The sequence below is a fragment of the Haloflavibacter putidus genome (genome assembly GCF_006546625.1).
In the GTDB taxonomy this organism is placed as follows: domain Bacteria; phylum Bacteroidota; class Bacteroidia; order Flavobacteriales; family Flavobacteriaceae; genus Mesonia; species Mesonia putida.
This window is the reverse complement of record NZ_VIAR01000011.1, coordinates 1-20656: the sequence shown is the minus strand read 5'-3', so window position 1 is coordinate 20656 and position 20656 is coordinate 1. Positions and strand designations below refer to the sequence as shown.

18 protein-coding genes are annotated in these 20656 nt (G+C 34.6%); 7 read left to right on the top strand and 11 right to left on the bottom strand.

The window, feature by feature from the left end; translation table 11 throughout:
• Positions 1-6: 6 nt before the first annotated feature.
• On the bottom strand, positions 7-480 hold the full coding sequence (locus FKR84_RS10510; RefSeq protein WP_233357747.1) for a VOC family protein: 474 nt from the start codon (positions 478-480) through the stop codon (positions 7-9).
• A gap of 193 nt (positions 481-673) precedes the next feature.
• Between FKR84_RS10510 and FKR84_RS10505 the strand changes: the two genes are divergently transcribed.
• Together FKR84_RS10505 and FKR84_RS10500 are read left to right on the top strand one after the other, a co-directional pair.
• Complete coding sequence (locus FKR84_RS10505) at positions 674-1441, top strand: hypothetical protein (protein WP_141422267.1); 768 nt, start codon at positions 674-676, stop codon at positions 1439-1441.
• On the top strand, positions 1438-1920 hold the full coding sequence (locus FKR84_RS10500) for a PIN domain-containing protein (protein WP_141422266.1): 483 nt from the start codon (positions 1438-1440) through the stop codon (positions 1918-1920). Before FKR84_RS10505 ends, FKR84_RS10500 begins: the two co-directional genes overlap by 4 nt.
• A 213-nt stretch (positions 1921-2133) precedes the next feature.
• Here FKR84_RS10500 and FKR84_RS10495 read toward each other — a convergent pair whose 3' ends face one another.
• The 7 genes from FKR84_RS10495 to FKR84_RS10465 all read right to left on the bottom strand — a co-directional run bounded on the left by FKR84_RS10495 (position 2134) and on the right by FKR84_RS10465 (position 9684).
• Positions 2134-2526 carry an HU family DNA-binding protein gene (locus tag FKR84_RS10495; RefSeq protein WP_141422265.1) on the bottom strand — a complete coding sequence of 131 codons (393 nt, stop codon included), beginning with the start codon at positions 2524-2526 and terminating at the stop codon, positions 2134-2136.
• Positions 2527-3346: 820 nt separating this feature from the next.
• Positions 3347-4198, bottom strand: coding sequence for a tetratricopeptide repeat protein (locus FKR84_RS10490; RefSeq protein WP_141422264.1), 852 nt, complete (start codon positions 4196-4198; stop codon positions 3347-3349).
• 779 nt (positions 4199-4977) lie between these two features.
• Positions 4978-6291: a DUF3570 domain-containing protein gene (locus FKR84_RS10485; protein WP_233357746.1), complete on the bottom strand. Its 1314-nt coding sequence runs from the start codon at positions 6289-6291 to the stop codon at positions 4978-4980.
• Positions 6292-6305: 14 nt separating this feature from the next.
• Entirely contained in the window at positions 6306-6518 is a 213-nt protein-coding gene (locus FKR84_RS10480; RefSeq protein ID WP_141422263.1) for a DUF4266 domain-containing protein, read from the bottom strand.
• Positions 6515-7411, bottom strand: coding sequence for an FAD:protein FMN transferase (locus FKR84_RS10475; RefSeq protein ID WP_394348484.1), 897 nt, complete (start codon positions 7409-7411; stop codon positions 6515-6517). Before FKR84_RS10475 ends, FKR84_RS10480 begins: the two co-directional genes overlap by 4 nt.
• A gap of 85 nt (positions 7412-7496) precedes the next feature.
• The gene (locus tag FKR84_RS10470) at positions 7497-7937 is read right to left on the bottom strand and encodes a thioredoxin family protein (protein WP_141422261.1); all 441 of its coding nucleotides are present in this window, start codon (positions 7935-7937) and stop codon (positions 7497-7499) included.
• 529 nt (positions 7938-8466) lie between these two features.
• Positions 8467-9684 carry a serine hydrolase gene (locus FKR84_RS10465; protein ID WP_141422260.1) on the bottom strand — a complete coding sequence of 406 codons (1218 nt, stop codon included), beginning with the start codon at positions 9682-9684 and terminating at the stop codon, positions 8467-8469.
• Between the two features lie 138 nt (positions 9685-9822).
• Between FKR84_RS10465 and FKR84_RS10460 the strand changes: the two genes are divergently transcribed.
• From FKR84_RS10460 to FKR84_RS10450, 3 genes are all read left to right on the top strand, one after another.
• Positions 9823-10377, top strand: a complete 555-nt coding sequence (locus FKR84_RS10460; RefSeq protein WP_141422259.1) for a hypothetical protein — start codon at positions 9823-9825, stop codon at positions 10375-10377.
• 197 nt (positions 10378-10574) lie between these two features.
• Positions 10575-11354: a DUF1206 domain-containing protein gene (locus tag FKR84_RS10455; protein ID WP_141422258.1), complete on the top strand. Its 780-nt coding sequence runs from the start codon at positions 10575-10577 to the stop codon at positions 11352-11354.
• Positions 11355-11476: 122 nt separating this feature from the next.
• Positions 11477-12370, top strand: a complete 894-nt coding sequence (locus tag FKR84_RS10450; protein ID WP_233357752.1) for a M28 family peptidase — start codon at positions 11477-11479, stop codon at positions 12368-12370.
• A gap of 682 nt (positions 12371-13052) precedes the next feature.
• On the opposite strand, the gene FKR84_RS10445 is transcribed toward FKR84_RS10450, so the two are convergent.
• From FKR84_RS10445 to mnmE, 3 genes are all read right to left on the bottom strand, one after another.
• Positions 13053-13277: a hypothetical protein gene (locus tag FKR84_RS10445; RefSeq protein WP_233357745.1), complete on the bottom strand. Its 225-nt coding sequence runs from the start codon at positions 13275-13277 to the stop codon at positions 13053-13055.
• Positions 13277-17623, bottom strand: coding sequence for a T9SS type A sorting domain-containing protein (locus FKR84_RS10440; RefSeq protein ID WP_141422256.1), 4347 nt, complete (start codon positions 17621-17623; stop codon positions 13277-13279). Before FKR84_RS10440 ends, FKR84_RS10445 begins: the two co-directional genes overlap by 1 nt.
• A 463-nt stretch (positions 17624-18086) precedes the next feature.
• Complete coding sequence (mnmE, locus tag FKR84_RS10435) at positions 18087-19484, bottom strand: tRNA uridine-5-carboxymethylaminomethyl(34) synthesis GTPase MnmE (RefSeq protein WP_141422255.1); 1398 nt, start codon at positions 19482-19484, stop codon at positions 18087-18089.
• Positions 19485-19570: 86 nt separating this feature from the next.
• Here mnmE and FKR84_RS10430 point away from each other — a divergent pair, with 86 nt between their 5' ends.
• Both FKR84_RS10430 and FKR84_RS10425 read left to right on the top strand, forming a co-directional pair.
• On the top strand, positions 19571-19924 hold the full coding sequence (locus FKR84_RS10430; protein ID WP_141422254.1) for a DUF4870 domain-containing protein: 354 nt from the start codon (positions 19571-19573) through the stop codon (positions 19922-19924).
• 95 nt (positions 19925-20019) lie between these two features.
• Positions 20020-20376 carry a DUF4870 domain-containing protein gene (locus tag FKR84_RS10425; RefSeq protein ID WP_233357744.1) on the top strand — a complete coding sequence of 119 codons (357 nt, stop codon included), beginning with the start codon at positions 20020-20022 and terminating at the stop codon, positions 20374-20376.
• The last annotated feature ends 280 nt before the right edge of the window (positions 20377-20656 follow it).

The following is a 20656-nucleotide window of genomic DNA, read 5'->3' as shown; positions in this document are numbered from 1 at the left end:
AAAAATCTATTCTTTTAGTTTGAAATATGGATTGTATATAAGTCCGATAACGTTTCCAAATGGGTCTTTTAGTGTTGCAGTCATCATTTCACCACCAGTATTATATGGTTTTTCATTTTCCGTGGCTCCCAATGATATAAGGCGGTCATAAACCTCTTGAATTTTCTCAACTCCCCAATAGGAAACAACACTTTCTATTTTTTCTGCTTTTTTTCCCTCTTCTCGCTGAAGTCCTAATTCGTATCCGCCAATATTAAATCCAACATAATATGGCTCGTCAAAATAGGCTTTCGTTTCAAATGCTCTTTCATACCAATCTCTTGCCTTTTCTATATCAGCTACTTTGTAAATGGTCGTTCTTAAACCTAAAATCGATTTTTGCCCCATATTTTTCTGTGTTTGATTCGATTCAGATTTTTCTTGAGAATAACTGAATTGACTAAATAAGACTAAAATTCCGATAATTACTGTTCTTCGCATAATGGTTTTTACCGCTTTTTGCCAACGAGTTTGTATATGAAAAGTAGCGTAGGTACAAACGCATACTCTTAAGATTAATAATGATTTTAAAAATACACAAAATCTTCGAGTAAGCAATTAATAGCTATTTTTTATACCCATTGTTAGCGGTAGTTTTTTTAAATCAATTAAATTTGTATTTTAGTTTAAACAAGTGGAAGAGCAAGGTTACATAGAAATAAGAGTCACAAACAGAGATAATTCGCTGTCTCCTAAAGATGTCGATATAAACGAGGTTAAAGATTTTATATCAGATGTTGAAACTTTCTTGTACCCAAATAGAAAAGAAAAGCGTAATCGTCCACATATTTCATATGATATAGAAAAAGGTTCTGCAAAACATAAATTTTTCTTGCCTATAACAGCAGTAATCCTATTCAATGGTCTCACTAGTGAAATAAGAAATAGAAGTAATTTAGATTTTTTGGATTATAAGAGACAGTCAATTATTGATAAATTTCAAAAAAGAGCTTTAAAAGAAGGCTATAAAATTGAGTTTAACAATTCCATGTCTAATAACCCTACTTTAGTCATTGATGAGTCCACAAGCTATGAAATGATTGCTCCTAGATATTTTGAAAGTGAATTTTATCTATATGGAGAAATTTATCAAGAAGGCGGAAAAAATCCAAACCTTCACATAAGCACCAACAAGTATGGTAATATCACAGTTTCAGCCACTAAGGAACAAATTATGAATGGCGAGAAAAAAACTTACAAACCTTATGGTATTAAAGTGCGAGGTAAAAAAAATCTAGAAGATGAAAGTTTGTCTGATTTAGTTCTTTTAGAATTTATACAATATAAACCTGTTTTCAATAAGTCACTTTTAGATAAAGTTATAGATAAAGCTTCTGAAAATCTAAGTAAGATAACTAATGTCGATACGTGGTTAAACGACATAAAAGCTGAAGAAGCATGAATGGAATAACTAGTGTTCTATTAGATTGTTCTTTTTGTATTCGTTTACTCAAAAGAGATGATGAGTTTCATCAAAACTGTGTTGATTATTTTAAATATTTTATTGAGAATAATATAGAAATGTATTTGTCAACAATTGTAATAAGTGAATACTCAGTTGGTGATAATCCTGAAAATTTACTTTCCTTAAATTCCTTTAGATTATTAGAATTTGATTTTAATGACGCTAAATTTTCCGGAGAATTTTTAGCCTTACTTAAAGAAATAGGTAAATTTGGTGATTTTGGGGAGAGAAAAGTTGTTATCAATGATATAAAACTTTTTGCTCAAATTCATAACAGAAAAATTGATGCTTACATAACAAAAGATAGAAAGTCGTTTAGAAAGATGATCGAACCTTTAAAACAAGAATTTAATTTTAAGTTTGAAGTTATTGACTTAACTACCCCATTAAATTCTAAATTGGGACGATTGTTTTAAATTACCGCCAACTCCCATCCTAAACCCACAACCAAACCTTTAAACTAACCAACGGCTGGATATAAGTAGTTTTATAAAATTAAGTTTTTAACGGATTGCTAATTAACAAGCCTAAAAATAATATTATTTTAAGAACCAACAGTGGTTTTTTTACAATTTATAGTATTGAGCTAATTAGTACAGCAAAAATTAAGCTTATTTTTTATTCCAGATTTATTTTTTCTTTTCCTGCACCACCTGCAAACCTGCCTTAAGCCATTTTTTAAGCTGCTTACTGGGTTGGTAGTTTATATAAAACTTTTTAATACTTTGTACCGACAGCTGCTGCGGCTTTTCTTTAGCTGTAGCTTGAAAACCTATTTTAAACCTGCCAAGATTATCCAGGTTTACCACTTTGCCTTCTTCCAGATAAAACTTTGTTTTTTCGCCCAGGGCGTGCAAAACTGCAATAACATCGGTTTGCGATAAGGTACACTCGTTGCTTATTTCTTTGGCTAAGTTTTCTAAATTAATTTCGCCCGTATGCACGGCTTGCATGATGTACTGGGTTTCTGCGGCTTGTTTTATATTATTTTGTCGTTTTGTATGTCGGTATTGTATAGGCATTGTAGTTGTTTTAAAGAGGAGTTTTTATAATTCGCTTAGCTTTTTGCTAAAACTGCTAAGCAATTTATATAAATATTGTAGAATAAAAATAAAAAAGTTGTACAATTTTTCAGATTAAATTGTACAACTTTTTTAGCTCGGCTTAAAAACCTAAGTAAGCCGCTTTATTTGTAGGTGATTTCTTAAGGTTTAGTATATAAAGATATAAAAATCTAGATATAATTGCGTAATTATTTGCTTAATAAGCAACAGTTTAAAGTCATTACGAATGTTTGTTTGAACGCAGTCAAGAACTTTTAGCGGTAGAAAGTGGACTTCGAATGCGCTATCATTGACGTTTTTTCAACAACTATTTATTTACCCACCTTTTAACTTAGTATTCTAAATTGTGTTCTTTCATTTTCTTTGCTTTGTATTCCTCTCGTTTCACTCGTCGGATACAATAGAAAACTCTTCGTCTGCGCTCAGGATAAACCATGCCAATCCCCAAATAGATTTGAAAACAAGATTTTTTACCGCAAAACAAACCTTATACTGAAGAAAAAGATTGCAAAGCGCTGCTTTGAAACGGCAATTACAGTATCTTCTAAATTTTAAATTTAGTCTCAGTTTGACATACAGAACCAATATGCGCTTAAAGCTAAGTATCTACTAACCTCTACAAAGTTAAACTTTTTCCTTCAATAAAACAGAAAACGCAAAACTTTTTTGATACAGTAATTCTTTCCGGAAGTTTAGCTTTACAGAAAAAAAGACTAAAAACATCATAAAGTTTTATTTACCGGGTCGACTGGCTTTGCTTAACGGCAAGCCGTTATTCTTATTTCCAATTTTGTTCCAATAAAGTTATATATTGACTATACCTCGAGTTTTCTTTTGCATAGTTACGGGTTATTTCCGCCCATTCTTTGAACTTTTCTTTGTTCTTTAACTGAAAATAAGCTTGCGCCATATTTACCGCCATTTCACTTTTTTGAAATGTATCTTCGGTAAGTGCAATTCCGTTTCTGTAAATTTTTTCAGCCTCGTCAAATCTTTGTAGGTTTAGGGAAGCAAAACCAAGTTCTCTGTAAAACCGGTAATTATCGGGATCGTTTTCTAATGCTTTTTTTAAAACAGGAACAGCTTTCTCAAATTTCCGTAAAGCATTATAAGCAAAGCTTAATTCAAACTCTAATCCGTTAAAATGCGGTTCTTTTTTATAGGCCTTTTTTAAAGGTTCTAAAGCTTGGTGACTAGCTCCAACGCTGTTATAAAAATAACCGATGTTTTTTAAATAGGAAGCGCTTTCAGAATTTTCCTTATAAACGTCCATAGATTCCGGTTGTTCCGGCAAGCCCATTTCCGCAACTTTGTCTTTGGGAATAATAGCTAGTGGCTTCCAGTTTTTATCAATTCGGTATATGCTTCTATTGGTCTTACTGGGCGGTTTAGCTATAAATTTATTATCATTGGTAATGGTAAACGTGTTTCCTATTTCAAAAGTAAAACCAGCATCTTCGTCAATGTAAATGTAGCCATAATTAAAGATGGAGTCACTTTTCTGGGATGGAAAAGCCACCCAATTATCAACAGCATCATAAAATTTGGTATCAAACTTTAATGCCGGAGTCTCATTTTGTGCAAATACTGTATTTGCCAGTAGAAAAAAGCTTAGTAGTAATAATCTCATAGTTTATTGTTTAAGTTGTGAATCAACGTATTTATTTAGGATACTGAAAGAAAACGCTGTTTTCCCCCTTATATAGGCGGCTCGTTTTCTAGGTTAATTTTCTTGGTATTAATTCTTTTTGAAAATATAGCTGAAACGATAAAGATAGAAAATAATTCAAATTATTGCTGCTGCAAAAGATGGAATAACGGCTATAGTTTGAAAACATATTCTGTTGAAGTTGAGTAAGCAACTACTGATCTCTCTCTACTTAACTTTTACCTTAAGCCATAAAAGAGACACAATTCCGTGCGAATTTTAAAAAATTAGGAGCTTAGGTAAGGATTGTTGGTGTTGGTGAGTTTTTTATAGTTCTCTTTTAGCTTTTTCGATTATATTGGAACGTTATCCTATTCTTTTGCAATTTCAGGAAGGTCATCATTTAGCCATGCCATTACTTAAAAAATTGTATTCTGCATATCTTCAAGCCTGCTTAAATTCCAAGAAATCGGTACGTGATGGAAAACACGATTTCCAAAATTCCAAAACTTATTTTCTTTGCCTTTTACTTTTCTCTAAAAAAAGAAGGCTCTTCTCAAGGATTTCCAAAGTACTAATTCGTATTCAACATTTAATAATATTACCCAGAATTTAAATTTTAGCTCTGCAACAACTTTATATTCTATGGCAAGCTGAATACGGTGTTCGGTATTACTTTTCCCGATTACCTTGATTTTTGATCTTTATTATTTAATTTGGGTTTAGTCTTGGACTAAAGCAAACAAATTTCGAATATTCGATTAATCCATTATAAACTTAAATCCTGCTGTAATAATACTAGAACTAAAAGATGTATCTCTATCGTACTGATAAAATTTTAAGTCAATACTTTTTAAACCAAGTTTCCATATATGTGTTTTTGCAAAAATATCTGTGTACGATACTCCAAAACCAATTTGGTTGGCAGCATATTCCGAAAGGTCATAATCAGAAGTATAAAACTCATCGGTAGATAATGCACTTTCATAAGGATTAAAATAGTCGGCTGCTGTTTGGTTATAAAATCTATACGATGGATACAACGTAAACTTATCTGTTATTTTAATTGGCACTTCAATACTTGCAGTATGGGAAGAGATTCCCCAATCATCAAAATAATAACGATAGAATGTTCTTACTGTAAATGTTTCATTTAAATACCAATTCAAACGTCCGCCAACAGCTATTTTAAATCTTGAATCTGGCAAACGCTCAACTGCATCTGCAAGTTGAAAATTATCTATAAATGAATCTGCTACATCATTAAAATACACGCGTTGAAATGGTGTAGATAATAAACCTTGTTGTTGCACAAAATCTAATGCTAACGAACCTTGTACATTCTTATGAAGAATTTGAGAGAACCCGAAACCTAAAGAATAAGAATTACGCCCTTCATCTTTAAACTCACTAAATCTAGGATTATAATTTGTGTTTCCTGTAATTGTGTTTTGCGTAAATAAATTATTGTTTAAACCATTACCATTTTCTCCAAACGGTCTTAATTCGGTTGGGTAAATAGCATTCCAAGTATCTATATAAACATTTGCGTTTACACTTAATTCTGTATTTTTTTCGTTAAATAATTTTGTGTAACTACCACCAACGCCAGCAGAAAAGTAATCGTATTCTGATGAAATAGATATTTTTGCAGACCAAATATCGTTTCTATCGTCAGAGCTATGGCTATAGCTTCCCGTTAAATTTGCCCAAAGGTCACTACTTGATGCACCAGAAGATGCTTGAAATGGGTCTGCTGGTCCATCATCAAAAGGTCCAACGTTACTTGAAGATGCTGATGTGTAGGCGGAAACTCCTGCATCAATGGTTAATACGTCATCGTCATTTAGAGGTATAGAAACTACAAAAGTTCCAGTAACATCTGTTAATTCTTCAGTACCAATACCGCCACTTACCGCAGCATTATCTCCATCTTGAGAATAATAACTTGTTAGAAAATCTACTTCGGTAGTTTCTAATACACGTTTTTTATAAACTTGGGTTGAGTCTTGTCCTGTTTGCGAATAGGTTTTGGCAAAAGCAAATACGCAGAATATTAAAATTAATTTTTTCAAAATTTCTTGTTTTATTAATTACAGCCGCAGCCTCCACCAGTTTTTCCTCCATTTGCTCCTACAGCAGCTTCTCGATAAGAATGCATTGTAGAAACATTTCGGTCAACCTTTTTTTCAGACAAGGCCATATCTGGGTCATTTATATTTACTTTTTCGTATTCTTTAACTACAACACAACTACTAAAACAAGTTGTTATTAATGCAGCGCATATAAACTTCTTGATCATAATTTATCTATTTCTATATTCTTTGACTTCATAATTTTCCCGTTATCATCTATGATGATACATTCTATTTTTGGCAATTGGTTAATGCGATCTAAACCAGTCTCTTTTCCCATAACAAATACTGAAGTTGCTAGTGCATCTGCCAATTCTGCTTTTGGCGCAAATACGGTTACACTTATAATTCCGGAAGAAGGATAGCCTGTTCTTGGGTCGATAATATGAGTGTAGCGTTTACCATTAAAGTTTACAAACTTTTCATAATTTCCAGAAGTAACTACAGCTCCATTTGTAATTGGTAGTAATGCAAAGACTTTGTTTTTATTCATCGGGTTTGTAATAGCAACTTTCCATTCATTTCCCTTTGGTTGTTTTCCCCAAGTATTCATATCGCCAGAAGCATTAATAATTCCTGAAGTTATACCTTTTGAAATAAGAAGTTTTTTGGCCTTATCTGCTGCATAACCTTTCCCAATAGCGCCAAAGCCTATTTTCATCCCTTTTAACTTAAGAAATACAGTGCTTTTACTCTTATCTAAAACAATGTTTTGATAGCCAACTTTTTCTACGGAAGCTGTTATTTCCTCTTTTGAAGGCATTTTGGTCATACTGCCATCAAACTTCCAAATCCTGTCCATTGAGGCATAGCTAATGTCAAAAGCACCATCGGTCAATTTTGAAATACCTATTGCTCTTTCAATTAAATCAAAGAGTTCTTTGTCAACTTTCACAGGCTTAATTCCTGCATTACGATTAATTTCTGATGTTTGAGAATTATCATCCCAAGATGAAATCAATTTTTCAACCCTTGTAATTTCTGCTATAGCAGTAGCAATATATTGGTTTGCTTGTATAGAATCGTTTGCTACAACAGTAATGTCAAATCGACTACCCATTAGTTTGAGTGTTCTCTTATAAGGTTGTTGTGCTATACAATCTATAATTGAGAAAAAAAGTAATAAAGTGATTAGATGTTTCAAATTACTTCGTAAAAGTGTTTAATTCTTTAATATACTTTTCTGGCGTAGTTTTTTTATAACCACTTTTTCCTAACACTTTGCCATTAGAATCAAGTACCACAACAAAAGGAAAAAAACCTTGTTTGTTATATTTTTCAGCAAGTAATGCGTTTGCCTTTGTTTGTGTTTCTGACAATTTGTTTTTCTTTCTTCTTGGAAAATCTGCCTTTAGCATCACATAATTTTCTTTTGCATACTTTTTAAAAGCATCAGTACTCCAAATTTCTCGGTCTAGTTTTATACAAGGCGCACACCAATCAGAACCTTGAAACACTAGAATAATAGGCTTACTTTCTTTAGTTGCAATTTCTTTAGCAACGTTAATATCTGTTTGCCATTCTTGAGCAATAGCTGCGCTCACGCTTACAACCATTACTACTAATACCACAATTATTTTTTTCATTCTCATTCTTATTTAATATTTATATAATCAGCAAGTAGATTATTACTTATTAACGTTTCTATTATTTTTTTAGTATATCAATAGTTATTTTTGTTGCAATTAAAGCCGGTTGAAGCGTGAGGTTATTTAAAGCACTTTTAGATCTCCCCGAACATTTGTTTATCACATCTCCATTGCTATTTAACAAGTTCGCTTTATATATATATTGAACATTAATGGCTATAACTTTACCATAGTTTTCTCTAACTGCCGCTAGAATAAACTCAATACCAAAACTAAATAGTTATAAAATTAAATCTGAATCTCTATTATTTTCAGTAATTACATGAAAATTGTGAAAACCATTTTTGATTCCATTTTTTATAATGCATCTCGTCTGAGACCTTTTTTGACTAGTTATCTGAAACGATTAAATCGGTTAAAATTAAGGCGTTTTGTCTTATCTTTCGACTGTGCATCAAGATGACAAAAAAACTAATTTTAGGTAGTTAAGTACGTTTTTTCTTTACGGAAATTTTCTATGGATGACTTAGTCCACCACCCGTTGTACGGCTTGAATAAAATTACGCCTGCTTTGCACTAACTTTTTAGAACTGGCTTTTGGCCAAGCGGCCAATTGTACAATAACCAACTCTTTTTGCGGATCTACATACAACATTTGTCCAAAAATACCCACCGCGGCGTAGCTTCCGTTTTTAAAACGCCACCACAAATAGCCATAACCGCTGCCATTGCCGTCGGTTTCGTATAAAAGCGAAGTAGCATCTTTTATATAAGCTTTAGAAAAAAGCTGTTCTCCGCCCAATTTAGATTGTTCTAACATCAACCTGCCCAAACGCGCATAATCGCCTAAGCTGGCCGAAAGTCCGCTGCCGCCAATGTTTAAATTACTGCATTCGTCTGCCAGCCAATAAGCACAGTTTTCCATTCCGTAAGCCTGCCAAATCTTTTCGGAAAGGTATTCTGCCAGACTTTTTCCGGTTGCTTTTTGTATTAAAATTCCGACTAAATCGGTTTCGCCGGTGTTATAATTCCAATGCGTTCCCGGCTCGTGCGCACTTTTTAAAGTTTTTATATAGGTAAGAATGTGCGACTCGTCATTCTCACACAGATTTTGATACATTTGCGCTACATCTGCATTTGGATCTTCGTAATCTTCATTCCACGCAATGCCCGAAGTCATCGTGAGCAATTGCCGCACGCTTACTTTTCCGTAATCGTAACCTTTAAGTTCCGGAATATACTTTTCTAGCGAATCGTCCAGACTTTCAATAGCGCCTTCTTGTAAAGCCACGCCCAACAACATAGAAGAAACAGATTTTGCCATAGAAAAGGACGTCCATAAGTTTTCTTTTTTAAATCCGTTGGCATATTTCTCTAAACGAATGGTATCGCCTTGCAGCACCAGTAAACCAACAATATGATTCTCTTTTATATACGAATTTAGTGTAGTTTTATCTTGCCATTGCGGTACAATTTCTTCGGCATTTTTAAGGTTTAGCGTTTTTGAGCCCGGCTTTACCGCAATACTCGGAAAAATCTCGTGCATCATAGAAAAGCGCTTTTCTTTTTCAGCTTGCGACCAAAAAAGCAAACTTTCTAATTTTTGCCCCATGGTTTCCCCGGATATAATGGCGCGTTCTTTTTCGCCTTGAGCGGTAGAAATTTGTTTGCAGTCTTGTGCGTTTACGCTTAACGCGGAAAAGATTAAAAGTAGAAGAATTACAAATTTTTGTTGAAGATGCATATACCGAATGTTTTGGGGGTGCAAATATAAAGATATATGCTTTGAAAAAAAGAAAGTTACTTTTTACCTGTCTTGTTTTTATCAATAGAATAGAAATGCTGGTAAATATGTATATTTGAGAGCAACATTTTTAAAATTATGAAAAAAGCAATTGTTTTTCTAATTGGATTTATTTTTGTTAATGTAGGCTCTGCTCAAATTATCCCTATTTCAAACCTAAAGTCAGATACTATTATTGAACCCTTTCAACTGGTAAAAAAACATTATGGCGAGAAACACTTGTATATTTTGTTTGAAGAAAATGATAATGCAAGTATTTATAGGTCAAAAAATCAGAATTTTTCAACAATCTATTTTCAACTTAGTAAATTTATACCGGAAGAAGATTTTAAATATTTTATTGGCTATTATAGTAGCGGAGAGTTATATAAAGCAATCCCTGGAGTTTCCAGCTGTATGGGAGATGATAACAAAATATCATTAGTATGGCTTTCTTTACAATGTGAAGAACGAAGTATGCGTCTGTCTCAAAATTTAAAAGAGAATATGAATATATTGCACACAAAAGAAATAGAAAAAATAAGATTCTCTTCTTTAAGAAATTTAATTAGAAATTCAGATATTATAGATATACTACTGCACGAAAGAGAAAATAAATTTTCTGTTTATAGGGTTAAAGGTTGTAAAGAATAATATCTAAAACTCATTAATTTAACCCAATCAATCAAAAAACGTTTTATTTCACTAATCTTGTGCACGCACCGAAATCGAAATCCAAGTTGCAATCAAAAAGCTAAGCTATTTCTTTCCCCCTGAACTACCGGAAATTAAATGCTGAGAGTTTTCCGAGTAATCGTATCTTTCCAAATTAGTTTAAACAGATATTTTTTGTGAAAAAATCATACAAAACCATTGCTCTAATCGGTTTTACGTCCAAAGGCATTATTTATATCGTAATTGGTATGCTTTCTTTATTGGCTGCCTTGCAAATGGGCGGCGAAAGCTCCGGCACCAATCAAGCCTTGGCTTTTTTAAAACGACAGGTTTTCGGACAGATAATGCTTTTGCTTCTTGGGGCCGGCCTCTTGTGTTACTCTGCTTGGATGTTTTTACAGAGTATAAAAGACCCGGAAAATTTAGGTTCTGACCGCAAGGCAAAATTTCACCGCTTCGGACTTTTTACCACTGGCTTGGTTTATACCGTTGTGGCTATCTTGGCGTTTTATCATTTGTTTACAAGTTCTTATTCCGGCGACTACCAAACGCGTTATCTCAGTTTTATTGATCCGTTGGTCTTGTCTTATCTATTTATTGGGATTGGTATTATACTGCTTGTACAAGGTATTATTCTTATTGTTGGAGCATTTAAAGGAGGTTTGTTAGATCAGTTTAATTTAGAAGGCCAAAAATACCATCAAATAATTAGATCTGTAGGGAGGTTTGGTTTTTATGCCCGGGCCTTTGTGGTGCTTATTATTGCCTATTTCTTTTTACGTGCAGGCATTTATACGGGCAACCACGATATAAAAGGTATGCAAGATGCTTTTGCCTTTTTAGAGCAATCTACACTCGGCCGAATGTTAATGGGGGTAACCGCTATCGGCTTTATCTCCTATGGTGTCTTTTATATTTTTCTAACGCGGTTTAGAAGTTTTGAAACGGAAGATTGAGTTATTGCTTGGCGTTGAATACTGCCTAAGCATAATTATACATTCCTGAAAAGGTAGGAATCTCTATAATTACCATAAATCTCACGAAGTTTTTGTCTGTTAAAAAACTATTTTTGAGTAATGTGCGCCAGGGTTTAAAATATTTCTATGCAGTAAAGAAATTTAGAGTGGGAAATAAGATAAAAGCAAATAAAGATAGTTTATATCGAGATGTAGAATTTCTAACATCCATATATCCGTTCAGAAATTATAAAAATCCTGAAAGTCTTAAGAAGGCGGCAAATTTTATTGAAAATGAATTCAAGAAAACCGGTTTACACACCGCGCGACAAGAATGGTTGGTTGGGAAGGAAACCTACGAGAATATTATCGCAAAATATCAGCCCGAGAAAACAAAACGCTTTATTATTGGGGCGCATTATGATGTGTATAAGAACCAGCCCGGGGCAGATGATAATGCCAGTAGTGTGGCAGGATTGCTTGAAATAGCAAGAATGCTAACAAAGAAGGGAGTAGCACTAGATTACGGAATCGATTTTGTTTCCTTTTGTTTGGAAGAGCCCCCGTTTTTTAAAAAGAAAGAAATGGGAAGTTATATTCACGCAAAATCTATTAGAGATCAAAACATAGAATATATTGGAATGGTTGCGCTGGAGATGATTGGCTATTATCATGAAGAACCGGAGCATACTGCTGAGAATAAGTCTAATAAAAACTTTTTAATAGTCTCTGGCATTAAGCGTTTTGATGGGTTCAATAAGAATATATCTAAGTTGCTGAAAGCTTACGGAGCAATTGATTCCCGACGATTATCTTATGCCGATAATTACCGAAACAACGGTCCCTCCGATTATCGCAATTATTGGAAATATGGAATTCCGGCCGTAATGGTGATTGGTACCGGCGGACACGGGAATCCGCATTACCACAAAGCTACCGATACCATTGAAACTTTAGACTTCGAAATTATGAGTCGTGCAGTAAATAGTTTGGTGTACGCGTTGATTAATTTCTAAAGCATAGATTTGCCGGAATAAAAAATTGAACTCCGAAACAAAAGATGCCGATGCAATATCTTAAAATGCTTTATTTATACGGAGCCAGAAGAGATGTGGGGTACAAATTAAGATTTTAAAGGCAAACTAATAGCAAGTAAAAGGTTTAAAATAATATTTTATAAAGTGCATTATGCATCTTATTTGTATTTATAAACAGTATAGGGCTTGATCACTTGTTATATCTTGAATTATATATTTATGATTAAAAATTATAGTACTTAATTCTTTTAGTGGATTATTAGTATAATCATGAATATCTTTAGCAAAAGCCTTATCTATTTGGAGCATTTATTTGATTTAATCTTTTAATCCAGAATTTCTTATCGAGAATAATTTTTATTACCCCTCTACTAAAAAAAGAATACAAAAAGAAAAACTGCATGCAAAGCTTGTTTTCTAAGGTTAAAGAGTTCACAATTGCGCTATTCTTAATACATAGAATAAATATTGGTTTTCAGACTTTTAAAAGTTTACTCCCTCCCCCAAAATGACTTTTAGAAATTCTCGCCACTAACAATGCTTTTCAAAATTTTTGTATTCTATAGATACGGCTAATCTTAGCAATATAAAATAAAAAGTCCCTCTAATAATAAGAGAGACTTTTATTAAACAAACGCTTAGATTTTTTCTAAAGCGGTTATTATTTCTTTATTTTCTTAACTCCAACATACCCGCCTACTATAAGTCCTACCCAAACTAAATTTCCTATAGGAGCTGCGGGAGTTTCATCGTCAACATCATCTATCCCACCGGGTAAAGTGACTTGAGCATTTGCAGTGGCGCTGATCAATAAAATAAAAATTAAAATGCTTATAATCTGAAGTGGAAAATATTTTGGTTTTTTCATTGTTTCTATAATTTTCATTATTGCTTTACAATTTTTTGGGTAGTTATTACTTGCCCGTTATTCTTAAGATGTAGAATATATATTCCGCTCGGCAAGCCCGCAGTATCTATTGAAACTTCTGCTTTCTTAAAAGTTTTTAAAGAGGTAAAAACTTCTCTTCCTAACATATCTACGAGGCTCACTTTAACAGTTTGACCCAGCATACTTGCAGTAGTAATGTAAAGTTGATCGTCGTTTAACGGATTTGGATATACCATAAATTTATCTATACTATTTGCGGTAACATCTAAAGATTGCTCTGCAAATACAATCTTAAAACGGTCCGCGTTTATACTGTTAGGATTAGTCGGGTCTACTGAAAAAACAAATACATTCTCTCCGTCGTTTAAGGCAGTTAAGCTTTGATTATTAGTATCTTTCAAGTAAATTTCGTAATCTTCTAAGCCATTTAGGCTAAGAACCAAACTATAATTAGTATGAGCATAGCCATCAGAAAAAAGCAGAACCTCCTCTTCTTCCGTAGGGAGCTTGCGCTTCTCGATACTTACTAACTGATCGTCAACCTGAATACCCATATTTTCTCCAAAATTGTATGGCTTAGCAGCGTCTTCTTCCGTAAAAGAATTAGAAAAATTATGATGAAAGAAAACCCCGAAACTATCGTGGAGACTTTCGCCATTATTATACCTACTGGTAGTATACAGCTGTCCGGTTATAGAAGCTAATTCGCTAGCGTTTATTTGCTCTCTATTAGTGCTTGTAAATTGTGCTGCCCCGGGTTTTTTACTTTCTTCCTTAAACAATATAGAAACTAATCCGGCATTAAGCGTAGCTATCTGCGCTCCTTGCCCGGGTTGTAAATATTGATTTGCAGAAGAAGATCCCGAAGTAGTATTTAAACCATCAGGCAAACTCACCGTTACATAAGCCCCGTGATCGCCTAAACTTGGATCATAGACATAATATTCATTTGCGTCTAAATTGTTGGAGTTTGAAATAACATTATTTATATCCACGCTTGCTTGATACGGATTTCCTATCATCACAAAATCTCCTGGATTGGTCACATTAAAATTTTGCACCTGATTACCGGTAAGCAGCGTACCGCTTGCTCTTAAACGCGTGGCAGTAGGTGTTGCTTGATTACTGGTAACATCTATACCTCTGTCTCCTCTTACAAATAACAGATAAGGATTGCCGGCTATTAAAGTGTTAGAATTTGTATTGGCAATAGCCTCAAATTGCTGATTGGCAACATCTATAGTATACATAGAAGAATTTCCGGACGGGGTGGCATCAAAACCGTTTTCTTGATCTATTAAGGTACCGGTTATATGCGTACCAAACCCGTTTGCAGGATTGGCAGCAGCACTAGTAGCGCCTTCTTGCCAATTGGCATGAATACTTGTTGAAGTTGTAACCGCACTAGAGACCATTCTATAAGAACGCTTTGCAAGCATATAGCGCTGTACGGTAATATCTCCGGTTATAGAAGAATTCTCCGGCACCGGCCCTAACTCTCCATTGCCGCTAGCATCACTACTAAATATAAACTCCCCATTGTTTACAATGTCGCCGTTAATATATAAAACCGACTCGATAGTTAAACTTGCTCCGGAATTTACCGTAATATCATTGATTTCTGTAATTCCTGCTAAACTAACGCTCCCGTTAATTACAGAAATATTATCAGAAAAAGTAGCGTTTCCAACAGGGCTGGCAGGAGTCCATACATTATTTTCCCAAACATATTCTACCGGTTCGTTTTTAGCAAGACTAATATACATACCATCTTCTACAAGTGTGTGTAAAAGTTTTCCATCAGTAGTTAAATCTCCTAACAAAAAGCTACCCGAAGTAAAATCGCCATCCATATCTGCATATACACTCCAAGTTTCGTCAAAGCCATCAAATTTCAAATGGATAGTTTGCGAAAAGTTGGTGGTTTTTTCTACTTTCCATTCTTTAGCGATGCGCTTGTTAAATCTACCGAATTCTACCTCGTTGCTAGTAGTATAAATTCCTTCTCCGTTATTAGAAAAGAATAAAAATTGCAAATCATTTAAATGTTGGGTAGTCCTTGAACTTGCATGGTTTACAGAAACAAAATCGTTATCCAACGCAATGGTTAAAATATCATCAGACGATGTAGAAACACGTTGGTCTAGACCACTGGCTACATCTCTACCAATTCCAAAAATACCGGTAGCATAGGTGCTATTTGCAGAGGCATCCCAAATCGCACTTCCGTTAGAAGCTACATAATTGGTTACTGTACTTTGATCTAGTGATTTCCCGTATTTTATAGCTAAATAAGATTCTATTTTTTGACGCTCTAAGGCGGAAAGTTTATGGTTATAGAAAAAGATTTCGCCTATGTCTCCCTTTAAATGGTTACCACCATCTTGGGTTTCATAAGAGTCACAATCTAAACCAACCATAAAACCTCCCGCTCCATTTAATGCTGCCGGTTGCCCTGCATGGGTGCTTATATTTTCGGCATCTAAATAAATTTCAGTAGAATTACTATCGGCAGTATACCCGAATATATGCGTTATATTATCATCTAAATTAGGAGATGTAATTGTTACGTCCCTAGCATTGTTAACATTTAAATTGAACTCATCTGAATCGACAAAGAAATTAAAAGTATTTCTACCCTTATCGGTATATGTCCATACCGCTTGTGCAGAGCTTGACGGGTTTATAGGCGGTATTTGCTGCACAGAATAAATAGACCATTGGTTAAACCCAAAATCTACTTGGTTTATTTGTGTGGAGAGGGCCGTATTATTACCATCAAAATACAAAGCAGAATGAAAATTTAAAGTATTGCTGGAAATATTTGGAGCTAAATCGCCGGGAGTAGGCTCATAGACATAGCTAGATTTAAGAACAAAAGCGTTGGCAGATTGATCTAGCCATTCTGCGTTCATTGCATTGGTATAAGTAAAGCCTTCTTCCGCATTTAGCCACAGTTCTAAACCGGCAAAAACGCCACCCGGAGATTTATCAATTTTAACCAAGGTAAGCACATCGCCATCATTAAGTTGTACATTGGCAGCTTCTCCATTGGCGTTTAAAGAGGCAATTTGAACCGCCCCGAAGCTAAAATCACCATCGCTATCTTTATACAACTTCCAATTTTCATCAAATCCATCAAATTTCAAATGTACATTTTGATTAAAATTTGCTGTTTTTTCTACCCGCCATTCTCTAGCAACACGCGCGAAAAAATTCCCCGTGGGCAGCTCGGCAGTGGTTTCCGAAATGCTGCCGTTATTATTAGACAGCATTAAAAATTGTAAATTGTTTATATGATTGCTAGTTCTATTTACATCATTATTTAAAGAAGTAAAATCAAGATCTAAAGCAATGCTTACTATATCATTAACAGATTTGGAAACCCGCTGGTCTAATCCACTGGCATCGTCTCTTCCAATTCCAAACACAGTTTGGTTATAAGCCGTATTTGCAGAAGCATCCCAAACCGCACTCCCATTAGAAACTACATAATCTGTTGCCGTATTTTGGTCTAATGTTTTTCCATATTTTATAGCCAAATAGGTTTCTACTTTACTGCGCTCCAAAGCCGTAAGTTTCCGATTATAGAAAAAGATTTCGCTTACATCTCCTTTTAAATGATTATCCCCATCTACAGCTTGACCACCATCGGCATCTAATCCTACCATAAAAGCTCCGGGGCCGGTTAAAGGGGAAGCTTGCCCACCGTGCGTATTTATATTTTTTGCATCTAAATAAAGCTCTGTAGAGCCGGAATCTGCAGTATACCCAAAAATATGGGTGACATTATCATCTAAGACAGGATTAGAAAGAATAATATCTTTGGTTCCGTTTACAGTCACATTAAATTCTGTAGGGTCAATAAAAAAACTGAGTGTATTGTTAAAATTATTGTTATCATCGGCATACGTCCATATACACGGAGAAGGACCATTTCCTATATCCGGTACTTTTTGAACAGAATAAATAGACCATTCGCTAAAGCTAAAATCTACTTCATTAACTTGCGTTGAAAGGCCGGTATGATTGCCATCAAAATATAAAGCAGCATTAAAATTTAAAGTAGTACTTGAAATATTGGGAGACGCATTACCATCCGGATTTAGCACATAGGCCGAATTAAGTACGAATGCGTTGTTAGATTGATCCAACCATTCTGCATAAGTAGCATCGGTATACGTAAAGTCTTCGCCTGCTTTTAACCAAAGCTCTAAACCATCAGAAACTCCGCCCGGAGCTTCCTGCGCATTAAGTTTTATGGTGGTTATAAAAAATAATATACAAAATGCGGTGATGAAATACTTCTCGGCAAATAGCCGGAGATTATAGTTCTGTTTCATTAATTTTGAATGTAAGAAGGTTGTTTTTAAAAAAAATTTTGACAAAAATATCTAAAAAATTCATTTAAATACACTTTAAACTAAAAAAAATCCTTTTAATCGAATATGATGTTAAAGACCTACAAACAATTAATAGGATACAGCACACAAGAGAAAATAAAAAATCTCAAAAACAACATTACGGTAAACTACTACTGACGTAATTAAATCTCTTTTTAAACTTTTCAAAGTTCTCTCCTTTCCCTCGGGGAAGGGCTGGGGATGGGACGAAAGCTTATTATTGTAACAGATCTCAGTACGTATATCTAGGATAACCAAAACTACATATGCACATGAGGCGAATACTGTTTCAAAGTGCAACTCCCATCACACAAAAGATCCCGAAGCGACACTTCGGTAAACTCAGTGCAGCGTTTCGGGATAAGCAAAACTGCGCATTCGCTTAAGGCGAATGCTGTTTTGCTTACTTCCCGATACAGAAATTAGCAAAAATATTACCTAGTAAATCATCATTTGTGATTTCTCCTGTTATTTCGCCAAAATAATATAAGGCTTGCCGAATGTCTATGGCCAGCAAATCGCCGGTGAGACCCATATTTAAACCTTCTTGTACTTTGTTTATTTCTTCTTGTGCTTTTAGCAGAGAATCGTAATGTCGCGAGTTGGTAACAATGGTATCGTTACTTTTTAATGCCCCGGTGTTTACAAAGTTTAAAAGTTTATCTTGTAATACCTCAACCCCCTGTTTTTCTTTGGCCGAAATTAAGTGTAAATCGGTTATGGCTTCTTGATAAGCAGTTTGCTCTTCTTTGGTTAAACTGTCTTTTTTATTGGCAATAATTAATAAAGGTTTTCCCGGAAAACGGTTTTTAATCTTTTCAATTTCGGTTTTTACTTGCTCCAAACTAAGCTGTTGAGTTTTTATTTTTTCGGCATCGAATAAGTATAAAACCACCTGGGCCTGTTCCATTTTTTGAAAGGTCTTTTTTATGCCCAAACCTTCAATGGTGTCTGTGGTTTCCCTAATCCCGGCCGTATCTATAAAGCGGAATCCCACTCCCCCAATGGCAATTTCATCTTCTATACTATCTCTGGTCGTGCCGGCAATATCGCTAACAATAGCGCGATCTTCATTCAGTAAAGCATTGAGTAGAGTTGATTTCCCTACGTTGGGTTCGCCTACAATAGCAACGGGAATTCCGTTTTTTAAAACATTCCCCACCGCAAACGAGTCGATTAAGCGACTTAAAACCTTTTGTATCCTTGTTACCAGTTCTTGAAACTGCTCCCTATTGGCAAACTCTACGTCTTCTTCGGCAAAATCCAATTCTAATTCAATGAGCGATGCAAAATTTAATAACTCTTCTCGTAGTTTCTGAATTTCGGTAGCAAAACCGCCACGCATTTGCTGCATTGCCATTTGGTGACTGGCAGCATTATCGCTCGCAATCAAATCGGCTACAGCCTCTGCTTGACTTAAATCCATTTTTCCGTTAAGAAAAGCTCGCATCGTAAATTCGCCGGGTTTGGCAGACCTACAGCCTTGTTTTAATAACAAATTGATGATTTCCTGCTGAATAAACGGACTCCCGTGACAAGAGATTTCTACCGTAGGTTCTCCCGTATAAGAGCGCGTGCCTTTAAAAACACTTACCAAACTTTCGTCTATAATGCGAATGTCATCTACAATATTACCTAATTGAACAGTATGGGATGCTTGTTCTTGTAAAGTTTTTTTATTTCTGGCTTTAAAAACAGGACTGGTGTAGGCAATTGCATCTGGTCCGGAAACACGAATTACCGCTATGGCTCCGGCTCCGGGGGCGCTGGCTAAGGCAACTATAGTATCGTTTAAAATCATTTTGCAAAGGTAAGAAAGCCAAAATTATACACCTAATAATGTAACAAATTAGTAACTTTAAGCGTCACAATAGAAAAGCCTTACTTATGGAAGTTATAAACCAAAAGAAACAAGATCGCGAAATGCTACTGGTTATGCACCTTAGCCAACTTTTAAATTTAATAACCGGCTTCGGTGGCATTATTGTTCCTGTTATTTTATGGCAACTCAAAAAAGATGAAATAGAACAAATGGATGAACAAGGCAAAGAGGTGGTTAATTTTCAAATAAGCTTATTTATTTATTTGCTTGTGGGCGGAGTTTTAGCCGTTATTTTAATCGGATTTTTAGTATTGGCCGTAGTTGCAATCATCGGTTTGATCTTTCCTATAATTAATGGCATTAAAGCTAAAGATGGCAATCCAATAAATTACCCGTTTACCATAAAATTCATTCAGTAGCTTCTTTTATTTCTTAAAAAATCTTTACGGAAAGCAATTTCTAAGACTATATTATTTATAGAAAAACAACTATTTTTGCCTTTAAAATCATTACTTTGAATACAGCAAACAACTCTCTAAAAGAAGATAAAGATTTCCTGTTTTGGATGCATATTTCGCAATTATTAAATTTGGTAACCGGTTTTGGTGGTTTTATCGTACCATTGGTACTTTGGCTTCTTAAAAAAGACGAAATAGCAAACGTAGATCACGAAGGCAAGGAAATTATAAACTTTCAAATAAGTTTGTTGCTCTACACTATTGGCAGTGTGATACTAATTATTTTCTTGGTTGGATTTGTGTTTTTAGGTTTTGTACTAATCGTGAGTATCGTAACCCCAATTTTACAAGCACAAAAATCTAAACGCCAAGAGCAAGTGCGATATCCGCTTACGATTAGGTTTATAAAGTAAATGTTTTGTAAAAAGCTTAACGAACACACGAATTAACCAAACCCCAATTAACTAGTTACCAATTAACTTTCTCGAAAATGCTCCTCAGCAGCAGTTTAAGCTAATAAATTGATTGCTTTCTGTAAGACATTTCGACTGCACTATTAGTTTTACATTTTATATTTACAAGAAGTTTAACCTTATTAAATTTCTGAAAAACCAGAGGGCAAGGTGAACTATTTCGACTCTTGAAATTTAAGTTTCATCTTGAGCATTAGTCCTTGCCCTCTTTTAGGTTTTA

Excerpts from the sequence above, each read along its gene's own strand:
- FKR84_RS10500 (WP_141422266.1), top strand. The coding sequence starts at position 1,438 with ATGAATGGAATAACTAGTGTTCTATTAGATTGTTCTTTTTGTATTCGT.
- FKR84_RS10445 (WP_233357745.1), bottom strand. The coding sequence starts at position 13,277 with ATGAAAATTATAGAAACAATGAAAAAACCAAAATATTTTCCACTTCAG.
- FKR84_RS10490 (WP_141422264.1), bottom strand. The coding sequence starts at position 4,198 with ATGAGATTATTACTACTAAGCTTTTTTCTACTGGCAAATACAGTATTT.
- FKR84_RS10460 (WP_141422259.1), top strand. The coding sequence starts at position 9,823 with ATGAAAAAAGCAATTGTTTTTCTAATTGGATTTATTTTTGTTAATGTA.
- FKR84_RS10470 (WP_141422261.1), bottom strand. The coding sequence starts at position 7,937 with ATGAAAAAAATAATTGTGGTATTAGTAGTAATGGTTGTAAGCGTGAGC.
- FKR84_RS10495 (WP_141422265.1), bottom strand. The coding sequence starts at position 2,526 with ATGCCTATACAATACCGACATACAAAACGACAAAATAATATAAAACAA.
- mnmE (WP_141422255.1), bottom strand. The coding sequence starts at position 19,484 with ATGATTTTAAACGATACTATAGTTGCCTTAGCCAGCGCCCCCGGAGCC.
- FKR84_RS10440 (WP_141422256.1), bottom strand. The coding sequence starts at position 17,623 with ATGAAACAGAACTATAATCTCCGGCTATTTGCCGAGAAGTATTTCATC.
- FKR84_RS10430 (WP_141422254.1), top strand. The coding sequence starts at position 19,571 with ATGGAAGTTATAAACCAAAAGAAACAAGATCGCGAAATGCTACTGGTT.
- FKR84_RS10475 (WP_394348484.1), bottom strand. The coding sequence starts at position 7,411 with ATGGGTAGTCGATTTGACATTACTGTTGTAGCAAACGATTCTATACAA.
- FKR84_RS10465 (WP_141422260.1), bottom strand. The coding sequence starts at position 9,684 with ATGCATCTTCAACAAAAATTTGTAATTCTTCTACTTTTAATCTTTTCC.
- FKR84_RS10480 (WP_141422263.1), bottom strand. The coding sequence starts at position 6,518 with ATGATCAAGAAGTTTATATGCGCTGCATTAATAACAACTTGTTTTAGT.
- FKR84_RS10510 (WP_233357747.1), bottom strand. The coding sequence starts at position 480 with ATGCGAAGAACAGTAATTATCGGAATTTTAGTCTTATTTAGTCAATTC.